This is a genomic window from Bacillus sp. GW821-FHT11D08 (assembly GCF_058808515.1).
In genome coordinates this window covers 83,432-96,519 of sequence record NZ_JBXARS010000007.1, presented here as the reverse complement: position 1 = coordinate 96,519, position 13,088 = coordinate 83,432, and the positions used below count along the sequence as shown (strand labels likewise).

Below are 13,088 nucleotides of genomic sequence, written 5' to 3'. Positions count from 1 at the left end.
AAATCCGGTTATCATACAAGAAAGGGGGAGGACATATGAAGGACAGAACGATCGGTTCGATGCGGGTTTCCGCAATGGGGTTAGGGTGCATGGGCATGTCGGAATACTATGGCAGCCAGAGTGAGGAAGAGTCGATTTCCACACTGCATCATGCCGTTCATCTCGGCGTGAATGTGTTTGATACGGCTGATCAATATGGATTGGGTGCGAATGAAGAACTTGTCGGCAGAGCGCTCGCCCCATTCAGAAAGGAGCTGTGCCTCGCGACGAAATTCGGTTATGTCCGAAGTGAAAAGGGTGAGTTTATCGAAATTAACGGACGGCCCGATTATGTGAAAAAAGCGTGTGACGCCAGTCTGAAACGCCTTGGGACGGATTATATCGACCTTTATTATCTGCACCGGGTTGATCCGCGGGTGCCGATTGAAGAAACTGTCGGTGCCATGAAGGAGCTGATAGACGAAGGAAAGGTGAGATTTATCGGATTGTCAGAGGCTTCCGCAGAAACGATCAGGCGCGCCGTCCGCATTCACCCGATTTCCGCGCTTCAATCGGAATATTCTTTATGGAGCAGGGAAGCGGAGGAGCATGTGCTGCCCGCCTGCCGTGAGCTCGGCATCTCATTTGTGCCTTACAGTCCGCTCGGCAGAGGTTTTCTTTCCGGAAAGATGACGTCGACAGATCATCTGGATGCCGATGATTACAGAAGAAGAACGCCGAGATTTCAGGGAGACAATTTGGCGGTGAATATAGGGCTCGTCCAAAAACTTACCGCCATTGCCCGGGAAATGAATATCACTGCTCCTCAGCTTGCGCTCGCATGGGTTCTCGCAAACGGCGATGACCTCATTCCGATTCCGGGTACAAAAAAGAAACACTACTTGGAAGAGAACCTCGCCGCTCTCGACATTGTGCTTCCCGAGGATGTGAAGGCGCAGTTGGATGAGATGTTTCCGATCGGCACGGCGGCCGGCGAGCGTTATCCGGAACAAATGATGACATTGTTAGATGAATAACAAAAGAGGCCCAGCGTGCGGGCCTCTTTTCATGACAGCTGTTTGCTCATGATGACATCCGTCTCCAGAAATCCCGTCTTCTCATACAACTTCCGCGCCGTTTCGTTATGAGCGAACACATGGAGAGAAATCTTGCGGACACCCAGGTCTTTGGCTTTGTCCTCCAGCCTTGCGAGCGCCTCTTTTGCATAGCCTTTGCCGCGGAAAGGCGGATGAAGGCCGAAATCATAAATAAACGCGTCCTGCTGCGGGTCGTCCGGATCGGCGTGCAGCCACAGCCAGCCGGCATTTTCCTTTCCGTCCAATGTCAGCGTCCATAAATAGTGATCGGCCGTCTCCAAGCCGTCAGGAAGCAGGTCTTCAAACGCCAGCTTCGCTAACTCCGGCGCTTCGTCAGGCAGCCACGTTCCCGCTTTTATCTTTTCTTCAGCGTATTGCTTGGTTGAATGGGCGAGATAGGACTGAAATTCTTGTCCTGTCATCGGCTGCAGCGTGATAGCCATTGAATCACTCCTTACAAAATACGGACTGAAAGCGGTATCATGAAGTATTATCCGAAGGCTCCGTTTTCCGCCGGTTTTATGATTTGTTCGGCTTGTGCCGTTGAACCAGTTTGCGCAAATAATCCAATCGAAATGAGACTTGCCAAGGCTGCTGAGAGTACAATGAATTTACATGTTTTCATTACGAATCCCCTCCGTTAATCTCAAAATTTGGTCATTGGCATCAATTGATTCCTGAAAATACTTCGCCGCCAGTTTGTAATTCTCCTGTTTTTTAAAATGCGCCGCGGCTTGATATGACAAATCGGAAACGTCACTCCACAGCTCTTTCCTTCTTAACTCGGCGAAAGCTGATTCAAGCGCTTCTTCATTGTGGTCAATAAAGACATGCTGTAAGATGCGCAGCTTTTGGGTGTATACGGGCTCGTTTTTTTCTTCAGCGGCATTCAGCGCTTTATGCAGCCAAAACCGGCCCTCATCCATCTGTTCCTGTTTCAATAACACTCTGGCCAGCATGTACAGACTCCGCACCGAATATGCTGATTGCAAATGCTCCTTTTGATCGAGAGCCGTTTCAAACTCGATCCGCGCCTCCTCAAGCTTTTCCTGTCTTTCATAGCAAATGCCTGCGTTAAAGTGGGCAAGCGCCTCAATATGCGGATCGCCCGCTTTGGCGGCTTGATGAACCGCCGTCTGCAGGAGCTCTTCGGCTTTCTGATAGTGAAACAAGTCCATTCTGTTACAGCCGATCACCATTAAACACTGTGCTTCTCTGACCGCGTACATTTCATTGGCTTTGTAGATCTCCAACGCTTTTTCCGCGTGGTTCATCGCAAAGTAGTTTTGGCGGATTTCATAGTAGGCAATCGCCACTTGATAATTAAACTCGGCTCTTTCAATCTCATTCGGTATGTGCCGGAGCCTGCTTTCAGCAATCCGGTAAAAATTAATGGCGTTCATAAACCGTTTACGGTAAAACTCGTGCATTCCGGAAAAGAAATAATAATAGTATTGAATCATCTGGTCTGTTTTTTCTTTATTGGCGTTCAGCTGGATCGTTTTTAAAATGCCGTCTGTTTTCTCATACTCTTCCATCAAAAGCTTATAGCGGGAATCAATTAAATTAAAATAAAGGAGCACCGTTTGATTTTGTGTCATATTTTGCAGATCCGTAAGCAGTTGTTCTCTTAACGCCTCAGCCGATTCAGTGTTGTGCTTTTTGATTTCCTCATACCAGTCACTGATTTTTTTCGCAACTGTTTCGTGGGCCATCACCTCAGCCATCTGTCAGGACACCTCCCTTTCCCATTTTGTGTAATAAATATATCATATTTACAGGTTCAAAAAGAGGGTGGCAGCCCGCTAGTTTCCTCGTGGCAACAAAAAAACCTCCGCAGGTGCGGAGGCGCATATTTTATAACAGTTTTTTTCCTAACAGAGATTCCACCAGCTCGACCGCTGTTTTGCCGGTTTTATTTTTGTGATCGAGGATCGGGTTGACTTCGACAAATTCAGCTGAAGTGATGATGTCGGCATCGTACAGCATCTCCATTGCCAAATGGCTTTCACGGTAGCTGATGCCGCCGACGACAGGTGTGCCTACGCCGGGTGCGTCGCTCGGATCAAGGCCGTCGAGGTCAAGGCTGAGGTGAACGCCGTCACAGTCTGACAAGTAGTCAATGGTTTCTTCAATGACCTTTGTCATGCCGAGGCGGTCAATCTCATGCATCGTATAGACCTTCATGCCTGTTTCCTTAATGTATTCACGCTCGCCTTCATCAAGCGATCTCGCGCCGATGATGACGACGTTCTCCGGCTTGATTTTCGGGGCATACCCGCCCAGGTTCACCAGCGTATCGTGCCCGACGCCGAGGCTGACGGCCAGCGGCATTCCGTGAATATTGCCTGACGGCGATGTTTCCAGGGTGTTTAAGTCGCCGTGCGCGTCGTACCAGATGACGCCGAGCTGTTTATAGTGCTTTGCCGTTCCTGTCAGCGTTCCGATCGCGATGCTGTGATCGCCGCCCAAGACGAGAGGGAACCGCTCATTCTCAATGACGCTGTCCACCTTTTGGGCGAGCTGCTCGTTCCCCGAGAGCACAGAGTTCAGATTTTTCAGCTCTTCATCATTTTTGAGTTTTTCACGATTGACGGGGATGTCGCCTAAGTCTTCCACCGCATACCCCATGTCAGATAACCGTTCAATGAGATGCGCGTAGCGGATGGCGCTCGGGCCCATGTCCACTCCGCGTCGTGCTTGTCCTAAATCCATCGGCATTCCAATAACTGAGATATTCTTGTTCATCCGTTTTTCCACCTCAACATGTTGTATGTTGTCCTGTGCGGGTTTCTCAAAGATGACTTGGACACGAAAAGATTTAAAGCTCTATCTGTTTTTCTGACTGCTTATGCTTTTTTACATACAGATGATAGACGATAACGCACACCGCCATGAACGGGATGCCGCAATAAAGGGCGAGCCGCTGTTCTGAATCAAATGCGAGGCTGATCAGAACAACCGTGTTTAACGTCAGCCCGATAATAGGCAGCACCGGGTACAGCGGTGTTTTAAACTTCAGGTCTTCCACTTTGCCGCCTTCGCGGATGTATTTCCGTCTGAACATCAGCTGTGACAGGGAAATCGTAATCCAGCCGACCTGCGCGCTTAGTCCGGCTAATGATAAGAGAAACATATAAACGGTTTCCGGCGCTGCCACTTTAGACAGCAGTGACAGGCAGGCGACGGCCAGCGTCACGATCAGAGCGTTCATCGGCACGCCGCGTTTATTTATTTTGCCGAGCGATTTAAAGGCTTGTCCTTCGTTCGCCATAGCATATAAGATACGCGTCGATGCAAACAGGCCTGAGTTGGCCACTGAGAGCAGCGCAATTAAGATAACAAAGTTCATAATATCGGCGGCATATGGAATACCGATTTGTTCAAACACCACGACAAACGGGCTTTCCACCACTCCCGCCTGCTTCCACGGAATCATCCCGGCAATGACGATGATGGAGAGAACGAAAAAGACAAGCGTTCTCCATACCGTCTGCCGGATAGAGCGCGGAATCGTTTTCTCGGGATTTTCACTTTCTCCCGCGGCAACCCCGATCAGCTCCGTTCCCTGGAACGCGAAGTTTACGGTAATCATCGTAATAAGCATAGCCTTAATGCCGTTCGGAAACAATCCATCCTCATAAAAATGAGAGAAGAAAGGAGCCTGCTCGCCGTGTTTCATGTCAATCAGGCCGAACATGGCGGCGCCGCCCAAAATAATAAACAGCAGAATGACTAAAATTTTAATGCCTGAAAACCAAAATTCCGACTCAGCGAACGCTTTTGTGGTAATGGCGTTCAAAAGAAACATCAGTCCGACAAACACGAGGCACCACACCCATACGGGAACATGCGGAAACCAGCGGAGCATCAATTGTCCCGCAGATAAAAACTCAATGGCGCATGTCACCGCCCAGCCGAGCCAGTACAGCCAGCCGAATGCGAAACCGAAAGCGGGGCTGATGAATTTGGTTGCGTACGTCTGAAACGACCCTGATACGGGAAGGGCAACCGCAAGCTCGCCTAAGCAGAGCATTGTCAAAAACATTATAAAACCGCCGACCAGATAAGACAGAACCGCGCCCAGCGGTCCCGCCTGGTTAATTGTAAATCCGGTACTCAGGAAAAACCCGGTGCCGATCACTCCGCCCAAAGAAATCATAAACAAATGGCGTGATTTCATTGTGCGCTGAAGCTGATTCTCTTTTTGATTTGTATTCACTATTCTGCACCCCTTCAGCAACTTGTATTGGAACCAAGCCGGTGCTTTGAAACCGATTTGCTGTCCAAAGAGCCTCTATTTGTATATGAATGTTATATGAAATTCATTTTCGTACATAAAGATACATTATACTAAAATACTGTCGTCACGCAAATAGAGTGTGCTGAATTTTTTATTTGTAAATTCCATACAAGCCGAGGGAAAGCATTGCCGCATCAAAGTTTTACGCGTTTTGAAGCACGTTTGTGATCTTTTGGACCGCCCAGTCCAAGTCTTCCTTGGAAATCATTAACGGCGGTGCAAAACGGATCACGGTATCATGTGTTTCTTTGCATAAAAGCCCTTCGCCTTTCAGCTTTTCACAGTACGGGCGGGCCGCTTCTGTCAGTTCAACGCCGATAAACAGGCCGCGTCCGCGCACGTCTTTTATGATCGGGTTATCAATTTTCTCAAGCTCTTCTTTAAAATAACGGCCAAGCTGAAGGGAACGCTCTGCCAGCCCTTCTTCCTCAAGGACTTCAAGAGATGCGAGCGATACCGCGCAAGCGAGCGGGTTTCCGCCGAATGTCGAGCCGTGGGAACCCGGGTTAAACACGCCGAGAATGTCACGGTTCGCCGCGATGCACGAAATCGGGAAGACGCCCCCGCCGAGCGCTTTGCCTAAGATGAACATATCCGGTACGATATTTTCCCAGTCAACCGCGAATGTTTTCCCTGTGCGGCCGAGTCCCGTCTGAATTTCATCAGCGATCAGAAGCACATTTTCTTCCTTACAAATGGCGGCCGCTTCTTGTAAAAATCCTTCCGGCGGAATGACGATGCCCGCTTCTCCCTGAATCGGTTCGAATAAGAAAGCGGCTGTGTTCGGCGTGATCGCCCTGCGCAGCGCTTCTGCGTCTCCGTATGGAATTAATTTTATACCCGGAAGCATAGGTCCGAAACCGCGTTTATACTCATCTTCTGAAGAAAGGGATACCGCAAGCATCGTTCTGCCGTGGAAGTTGCCGATACACGCAATGATTTCCGCCTGATTATCCGCTACTCCTTTGACCTCATATGCCCAGCGTCTCGCCGCTTTGACAGCGGATTCAACGGCTTCCGCCCCCGTATTCATCGGCAGAATCATATCTTTTCCGGTCAGCTTGGCTGTTTTCTCATAAAACGGACCGAGCTGATCATTATGGAACGCGCGTGACGTCAGAGTGATTTTATCCGCCTGATCCTTCAGCGCCTGAATGATCTTCGGATGTCTGTGCCCCTGGTTCACCGCAGAATAAGCACTCAGCATATCCATATATTGATTGCCTTCAGGGTCTTTTACCCAAACACCCTGCGCTTCGGAAATAACAATCGGCAGAGGATGATAGTTGTTCGCGCCGTAATGTGAAGTTTGGCTGATAATTTCTTGAGATTTTGTGAAAGCTGACATAATCTGATTCCCCCTTGTTTTGTAATCATTCAACATTAGATCTTGCTTTCCCTTTTTATAAAGCAAGTTCCGTGCCAATCCGAAAAAACGGGATGTTTCGCCAGCATTCTTTCTTTTCCCGCAAAATTTTCCGGCAGTTTGCGTGCAAACTTCAGCCAAGCGCAAAATTTTTTTGCGTTTCCCGCTGACAAAATAGGAGCAATCCAATTAGATTGCTCCTACTCAACAGTTATTTATTCAATTGTCTCTGATATACAATGTAAGAATATAGTAAAGATAATATGATACAGCCGATTGCAGCCATGAAAATGACTGACACTCTATACACCGGCGGCAAAAAAGCTGCAAGCATCATGAGCATGCCCGCTAAGACAAAAAGTTTCGAACTAACCCTGTGTGTATCCTTCCAAACGCTTTCACTGCTCAGCGTCCAAGGTGTTCTTATCCCTAAAAAGAAATTAGGCTTAACGATCTGAATGAAGTTTCCAAACACCATGAAAATGACTCCCACTATAAAGTTTCCTAAATAAGATATAGGGAGATCATATCCCAGGCCGGTCAAGATGGTAATCAGATTAATGACAAACAGAACCGCAAACATTGTATTAAATATAGCCATATATGGCCGGATAAATGTTTTGTAGTTATTTTTAGGATCAATCTTAGGGATGATAACCATTAAAATATATAGAATAATCATGATGCCAATAAGCATCATCATCGCATTAGCTTTCGTTTGGTAATCATTTGCACTTCCGTTTAATCCCCAGTGTGTCGCCAAATTGTCTGGTAAAGATGAATATGTGCAAACCCATGTGAAAACAGTTAAAACTATAATTCCTGCTGAAAAGAGATATTTTTTCATGATTCCCCGCCTTTCTTATTATCATGTTCTGAATCAGTCAGAGAAAAGAACCAGCCTATAAGATCCTGTAATACAGTGGTATTTAATGAATACATAATAAATTGGCCTTTCCTCTCATCGTAAACCAAATCAGTATTTTTCAATATGGTAAGGTGATGAGAAATACTGGGTTTTGACATGTCGAAGTGTTCCGCAATTTCACCAGCCGTCATGTCTTGTTTCTTTAATAAATCCAAAATTCTTCTCCTTGTAGGATCGGCCAGTGCTTTAAAAGCTTTATTCAAAAACTTTCCCCCTCTCATACATACATAATTTAGATATTTAAGTATATATCTAAATATCAACCATTTCCCTAAAAAAGTCAATGGTTTTATTACCTTAATTTCCATTTATTTTTAAACATCGTCCAAGCGCAAAATTTTTTTGCGTTTCCCGTTCGATTTATTTTAAAATAATGAATGTTAAGACGATTGGGAGGGGGAATTGACCTGCACACAACCAGCGAATTTTACACACTCGTGTTACAAAGCATTCTGGAAGAGATTGATGTCGGGCTGCATGTGGTGGACGAAAAGGGCAGCACCGTCATTTACAATAAGAAAATGATGCAGATTGAAGATATGGATGAACGGGACGTCCTGCATAAAAACCTGACTGATGTATTTATGTTTTCCAATCAGCAGGACAGCACGCTCGTTCAGGCCCTTCAAGAAGGCAAAACGATTAAAAACGTAAAGCAAAGCTATTTCAATAACAAAGGCCAGGAAATCACGACGATCAACCACACCTTCCCGATTGTGCAAAACGGCGAGATCAAGGGAGCCGTGGAAATCGCCAAGGACGTCACCAAGCTCGAACGGCTGATCAGGGAGAACATGCACAGGAAAGAACAGAACAGCTACACGTTTGACAGTATTCTCGGCAACAGCCCGGTCATTCGGGAAGTCATCGAAAACGCGAAACGGGCAACCCGCACATCATCATCGGTGCTTTTGGCCGGCGAGACGGGAACGGGCAAGGAACTGTTCGCCCAAAGCATTCACAACGGCAGCCAGCGCTCAGGCGCCCCGTTCATCTCACAAAACTGCGCCGCCCTGCCGGATAGCCTGGTCGAAAGTATTTTATTCGGCACGAAAAAAGGCGCCTTTACCGGAGCCATCGACCAGCCCGGCTTATTTGAGCAGGCGCAGGGAGGCACCCTGCTCCTTGATGAGATCAACTCGCTCAACCTCAGCCTGCAGGCAAAACTGCTCCGCGCCCTTCAGGAAAAGAAAATCAGGCGCATCGGATCAGCGCAGGACAAACCGATTGACGTCCGCATCATCGCCACGATGAATGAAGACCCGATCACCGCCATTTCGGAAGAGCGGCTGCGCAAAGATTTATACTACCGCTTAAGCGTTGTCACGCTGATCATTCCGCCGCTCCGGGAGCGCAAGGAGGACATTCTGCCACTGGCCGAAGTCTTTATCCAGAAAAACAATCACCTGTTCCAAATGCATGTCGATTCGATCAGTGACGATGTGCAGCGATTCTTCTTGGAATATGACTGGCCGGGCAACATTCGCGAGCTTGAACATATGATTGAAGGCGCCATGAACTTTATGACGGATGAAACGACGATTACGGCGGCCCACCTGCCTTACCAATACCGGATGAAAATCAAACCGGCTGACACGGAAACCAAAGCCGCCGCAAGCACCCAGCCCGGCACCGATTTAAAAGACAAAATGGAAAACTTCGAAAAATACATGATCGAAAAGATCCTGAGAAAACACGGCAATAACATATCCAAAACGGCAAACGAGCTCGGAATCAGCAGACAGAGCCTGCAATACCGCCTGAAAAAATTCGGTCTGGACCGGATGAAATGAATCCATACAAAAAAAGGCTGAGATGCTCCTCAGCCTTTCGTTTATATCTGATTGGCAAGCCGCTCTCCGGTAAACCAAAAGTTCTCACTCACTGCCAATGTATGTTCCGTATTCTCGACTTGATGCCACCAATGGCGCGGCGCGTAAATGATTTCTCCCGCCTTTTGTCTGAAGCGGATCGGAGACGCCTTTTGCACCAGCGGTTTTTGCTCAATGTCTTTTTCATCAAAGACATTGATATTTCCTTCGTACAAATACGGAGAGTCGTCCGGATGATAGAAGATCCATTCCTTCTCCCCGAAAATGACGCCGTTCCACGCGTGCGTGTTGTTAAAATCCTGATGCAGCGGTGTGCCTGTCTGCTTAGAACCGAGAAAGAACCATTTCCAGTCCCGTCCCGTTTCTTCATCCGCTCTCAATGTGTCTTTTGTAAAATACTCGGGTGCGGAATAGACAAGGTCTAAGTCATTTTGGTTCAGCTGCGTAAAATTCCAGTCACAGTACCATTTGTCATCATTCTGATCAATGTACTCGATATAGTTGGAAAGCTTTACTTGTTTAAACGTTTTGACCCCTTCGATATCTGATTTCCGGATGGTGACCATTCTGTCTCCATAGTGTTCATCAATGTATTCAAGCGTCCACGGCCTGCATTCCCAGTGATCCATTGCCCCCGTCAAAATAAAAGGTTTCTTATCAGCATACTCGCTTACAAAAAGATCGTACGATAACTCATTGATTGTCAGTCTGTCAATGGTCATATCCATTCCCCTTTTATTCGGCAATCTGCCGTTTTTTTTGTTTGGCGTAACTGTATGGACCTGAAAAGATGGTGACGTTTTGATTCTCAAGCCAGAAAATCTTGTTGAACTTCTCCAGCAGGTTTCTGTCGTGAGAAACGCAGATGATGGTGCCTTGAAACTGCATCAGGCTGTTTTCGAGAATTTCCTGAGATTCAATATCCAAGTGGTTGGTCGGCTCATCCAGGATCAGGACATTCAGCTTTTTTTCCATTAAGATGGACAGCTTCAGCCTGATTCTCTCACCGCCCGACAGGACGGAAAGTTTTTTAAAGACTGACGACCCGTAAAATCCGTACTTGGCCAGCATATTCCGGGCCATGCCCTCTTCAGTCAGCAGATTTTCTTTAAAAAATTGCAGAATCGTCTGACTCGAATCTCCGACATGGCTCTTTTGATCAATGTAGCCTATTTTAAGATTTTCTCCCACTTTAATGGTGCCGTCCGACAGTTCTCTTTCCCCGATGATACAGCGGATCAGCGTTGTTTTGCCGACGCCGTTTCTGCCGACGATGCCGATTCTGTCTTTATGCTTTATGCGCAGATTCACATTTTGATATAAAAGGGAAGATCCGTTGGTCACCTTTCCGTTTTCAATGAACACAATATCTTTTGAACCGGCGCCCGCTTCCTGAAATGCGTTTTTTAATTTTTGCTCCGTCCGGACCGGCTTATTGATCAGCTCGATCCTTTTCAGTGCCTTTTCCATATTATTCGCGCGTCTGTGCAGGCCGACAGACGGCGGATTTGAGCGGTTGGCCCAATCTCTCAGCTGGGCGATGGATTCCTTCATCTTCTGTATTTTTCTCTGCTGTTCTTCATATTTCTCAAACTGGGCGATGATGAATTCTTCCCGCTTTTTCAAGTATTCGCTGAATCCGTAAGGCCAAATCTTCACCTCGGTATCGTCAATCTCGAGCACCTTCATCGCCGTTTGGTCGGCAAACGTTTTATCGTGGGTCGTAAACAGAATGGTTTTGTTCGATTTTTTAATAAACCCTTCAAGCCACTCAATCGCATGGACATCCAAATGGTTGGTCGGCTCGTCCAGCAGTATAACGTCGTCGTTGCGGATTAAAATTTCGGCAAGGCCGGCTTTTGTTTTTTCGCCGCCGCTCAGCTTTGAAAACGGCTGATCCTTTAATTCGCTGAGGCTGAGCCCGTTGCATACCTCGTCAATCATCGCGTGCATCTGGTAGCCGTTGTTCCGCTCAAATGTTTCCGTGTATTGACTGTACTTTTCCAATAAAGCAGTCAGCTCGTCATCGCTCATCGGTTCCGAAAGCTTCAGCTCAATGGCCTTCATTTCCTTCTGGATCGCCGCTAGAGCTTCAAACGATTTTTCCAAATATTGATACAACGTCAGATCCTCATTGGGATCAGCGATCTGCTTCAGCAAACCGACCTTCGCCCCTTTGTTGATCGCAATCGTTCCTTCATCTGCCTCAAGCTCTCCGGAAAGCACCCTGAACAGCGTGCTTTTGCCGGAACCGTTCGGCCCGGCCACAAGCACTTTTTCGCCTTCATTGATGAAAAAAGAAACTTGTTTGAAAATCGTATCTCCCGCTAGATTTACCGTAAGATTATGAATATTCAGCAACTCACATCATCCCTTTGTCATTCTGGTTCAAAGCTCAACTTTATTCTGGATGGCGACGCTCGCTTTCAGTTTGTAAAAGCTGAGCATCATAAACAGCGACAATAAGATGGATAATACCCCGATTGCGGTCAGCAGCAAAGCTGAATCAAAATAGTCCGTTAAGAATCCGATAAACGGAAAGGCAATGAACATGAAGAGCGAGGTCATCAAACTGATAATGGACAGCAGCGTGGCTCTCGTTCTGGACGGAATCTCATTATTCACCACCTGACTGGATACGGGTTCTATCACATCATAGAGCGCGTTAATGACGACAAAAGCTGCAATCGTCACGTACAGACTGCCCGAAGGTATAAACAGGTAGGCCGCCCCGATGATGCAGAATGTCAGCAGAAGCACGCGCCTCGGCGTGAATTTTTCCGCCGGCTTGGAAGAAAAGATGGAGCACAGCGCCTGCAAGATGGACAGTCCCGCAAAAATAATGGATATATTGCGCACGGACAGCCCTTCCTGACTTAACAGATCTTGTCCGTACATATAAAAAACCGATGTAATCGCAAAGAAAACGGAGAGTGACAGCACCAGATATTTAAAGGCTTTGTTCAGCCTGAAGAAATCTTTGACTTCTTTTAAGATGTCACCGACCGTCTGCGTTTCGTGTTCACTGTTTTCAAATTTAATTTCCGTCAGCTGTGTAATGACCGCCATTGCAATCAGCTGAGTGACAATCCCGGCGATAAACACATACGACCATGATATTTCCTGCAAGTAGCCGCCGATGCCCATGGCGATCGCAAGACCGAGTATGACAAGTCCGTTATAATTTCCGATGGATTTGCCGTACCACTTTTCTTTCCCTTGTTCTTTCAGTGAATCAAACAAAAAGGCATGATCCGTTCCTGATATAAACGTCAGCCCGATACCGTATATAATATGGGCGATGAAGAGGGCGATGAAGTTGTGGAAGCTCAGGAACATCACCAAATAGACAATGACCATAAAATGGCCGAGCAAGAGCGATTTTTTTCTCCCGATTCTGTCCGAGATGACGCCGCTCGGCACTTCCGCCAGAAACATCGCCAAATTCAGGACCGATTGCAGGATGCCCACAAGAAATAATGAATAATTCATGCTTGTTAAATATAAAATCCAAATTCCCCGTTCGAAAAAGAAGTTTCCGAAAAAACCGGAGAAGTAAAGCAAATTTCGATTCCGCAAATGA

The 13,088-nt window shown here is 47.0% G+C and carries 13 protein-coding genes; 2 read left to right on the top strand and 11 right to left on the bottom strand.

The annotated features are described in order from the left end of the window. The first annotated feature begins 35 nt into the window (after nucleotides 1-35). Nucleotides 36-1,016, top strand: coding sequence for an aldo/keto reductase (locus AC1RRX_RS14770; RefSeq protein ID WP_144464704.1), 981 nt, complete (start codon nucleotides 36-38; stop codon nucleotides 1,014-1,016). Nucleotides 1,017-1,045: 29 nt separating this feature from the next. On the opposite strand, the gene AC1RRX_RS14765 is transcribed toward AC1RRX_RS14770, so the two are convergent. The 8 genes from AC1RRX_RS14765 to AC1RRX_RS14730 all read right to left on the bottom strand — a co-directional run bounded on the left by AC1RRX_RS14765 (nucleotide 1,046) and on the right by AC1RRX_RS14730 (nucleotide 7,876). Beyond that, a complete protein-coding gene (locus tag AC1RRX_RS14765) occupies nucleotides 1,046-1,519 on the bottom strand; it encodes a GNAT family N-acetyltransferase (protein WP_144464702.1) in 474 nt (157 codons plus the stop codon). A gap of 47 nt (nucleotides 1,520-1,566) precedes the next feature. Then, entirely contained in the window at nucleotides 1,567-1,701 is a 135-nt protein-coding gene (locus AC1RRX_RS14760; protein WP_007407881.1) for a hypothetical protein, read from the bottom strand. Continuing rightward, on the bottom strand, nucleotides 1,688-2,803 hold the full coding sequence (locus tag AC1RRX_RS14755; protein ID WP_144464700.1) for a response regulator aspartate phosphatase: 1,116 nt from the start codon (nucleotides 2,801-2,803) through the stop codon (nucleotides 1,688-1,690). Before AC1RRX_RS14755 ends, AC1RRX_RS14760 begins: the two co-directional genes overlap by 14 nt. 130 nt (nucleotides 2,804-2,933) lie before the next feature. After that, on the bottom strand, nucleotides 2,934-3,824 hold the full coding sequence (gene rocF, locus AC1RRX_RS14750; RefSeq protein ID WP_007407883.1) for an arginase: 891 nt from the start codon (nucleotides 3,822-3,824) through the stop codon (nucleotides 2,934-2,936). Nucleotides 3,825-3,897: 73 nt separating this feature from the next. Continuing rightward, on the bottom strand, nucleotides 3,898-5,298 hold the full coding sequence (locus AC1RRX_RS14745; RefSeq protein WP_015240944.1) for an amino acid permease: 1,401 nt from the start codon (nucleotides 5,296-5,298) through the stop codon (nucleotides 3,898-3,900). Nucleotides 5,299-5,521: 223 nt separating this feature from the next. Next, complete coding sequence (locus AC1RRX_RS14740) at nucleotides 5,522-6,727, bottom strand: ornithine--oxo-acid transaminase (protein ID WP_025650081.1); 1,206 nt, start codon at nucleotides 6,725-6,727, stop codon at nucleotides 5,522-5,524. A 229-nt stretch (nucleotides 6,728-6,956) separates the two neighbouring features. Then, a complete protein-coding gene (locus tag AC1RRX_RS14735) occupies nucleotides 6,957-7,592 on the bottom strand; it encodes an SdpI family protein (protein WP_032869257.1) in 636 nt (211 codons plus the stop codon). Next, on the bottom strand, nucleotides 7,589-7,876 hold the full coding sequence (locus AC1RRX_RS14730) for an autorepressor SdpR family transcription factor (protein ID WP_119027061.1): 288 nt from the start codon (nucleotides 7,874-7,876) through the stop codon (nucleotides 7,589-7,591). Before AC1RRX_RS14730 ends, AC1RRX_RS14735 begins: the two co-directional genes overlap by 4 nt. A gap of 174 nt (nucleotides 7,877-8,050) precedes the next feature. Between AC1RRX_RS14730 and AC1RRX_RS14725 the strand changes: the two genes are divergently transcribed. Next, nucleotides 8,051-9,466: a sigma-54 interaction domain-containing protein gene (locus AC1RRX_RS14725; protein WP_374106816.1), complete on the top strand. Its 1,416-nt coding sequence runs from the start codon at nucleotides 8,051-8,053 to the stop codon at nucleotides 9,464-9,466. A 41-nt stretch (nucleotides 9,467-9,507) separates the two neighbouring features. On the opposite strand, the gene AC1RRX_RS14720 is transcribed toward AC1RRX_RS14725, so the two are convergent. The 3 genes from AC1RRX_RS14720 to AC1RRX_RS14710 are packed head-to-tail and all read right to left on the bottom strand — an operon-like array spanning nucleotide 9,508 to nucleotide 13,084. Then, nucleotides 9,508-10,227: a cupin-like domain-containing protein gene (locus AC1RRX_RS14720; protein ID WP_007407887.1), complete on the bottom strand. Its 720-nt coding sequence runs from the start codon at nucleotides 10,225-10,227 to the stop codon at nucleotides 9,508-9,510. Nucleotides 10,228-10,240: 13 nt separating this feature from the next. Then, on the bottom strand, nucleotides 10,241-11,866 hold the full coding sequence (locus AC1RRX_RS14715; RefSeq protein WP_042635660.1) for an ABC-F family ATP-binding cassette domain-containing protein: 1,626 nt from the start codon (nucleotides 11,864-11,866) through the stop codon (nucleotides 10,241-10,243). A 27-nt stretch (nucleotides 11,867-11,893) separates the two neighbouring features. Further along, a complete protein-coding gene (locus AC1RRX_RS14710) occupies nucleotides 11,894-13,084 on the bottom strand; it encodes an MFS transporter (protein ID WP_014306161.1) in 1,191 nt (396 codons plus the stop codon). Nucleotides 13,085-13,088 lie beyond the last annotated feature (4 nt).

What these genes read in the sequence shown, in the direction of transcription:
- AC1RRX_RS14765 (WP_144464702.1), bottom strand. Translation starts at nt 1,519, where the DNA reads ATGGCTATCACGCTGCAGCCGATGACAGGACAAGAATTTCAGTCCTAT.
- AC1RRX_RS14725 (WP_374106816.1), top strand. Translation starts at nt 8,051, where the DNA reads ATGTTAAGACGATTGGGAGGGGGAATTGACCTGCACACAACCAGCGAA.
- AC1RRX_RS14760 (WP_007407881.1), bottom strand. Translation starts at nt 1,701, where the DNA reads ATGAAAACATGTAAATTCATTGTACTCTCAGCAGCCTTGGCAAGTCTC.
- AC1RRX_RS14720 (WP_007407887.1), bottom strand. Translation starts at nt 10,227, where the DNA reads ATGACCATTGACAGACTGACAATCAATGAGTTATCGTACGATCTTTTT.
- AC1RRX_RS14770 (WP_144464704.1), top strand. Translation starts at nt 36, where the DNA reads ATGAAGGACAGAACGATCGGTTCGATGCGGGTTTCCGCAATGGGGTTA.
- AC1RRX_RS14735 (WP_032869257.1), bottom strand. Translation starts at nt 7,592, where the DNA reads ATGAAAAAATATCTCTTTTCAGCAGGAATTATAGTTTTAACTGTTTTC.
- AC1RRX_RS14740 (WP_025650081.1), bottom strand. Translation starts at nt 6,727, where the DNA reads ATGTCAGCTTTCACAAAATCTCAAGAAATTATCAGCCAAACTTCACAT.
- rocF (WP_007407883.1), bottom strand. Translation starts at nt 3,824, where the DNA reads ATGAACAAGAATATCTCAGTTATTGGAATGCCGATGGATTTAGGACAA.
- AC1RRX_RS14755 (WP_144464700.1), bottom strand. Translation starts at nt 2,803, where the DNA reads ATGGCTGAGGTGATGGCCCACGAAACAGTTGCGAAAAAAATCAGTGAC.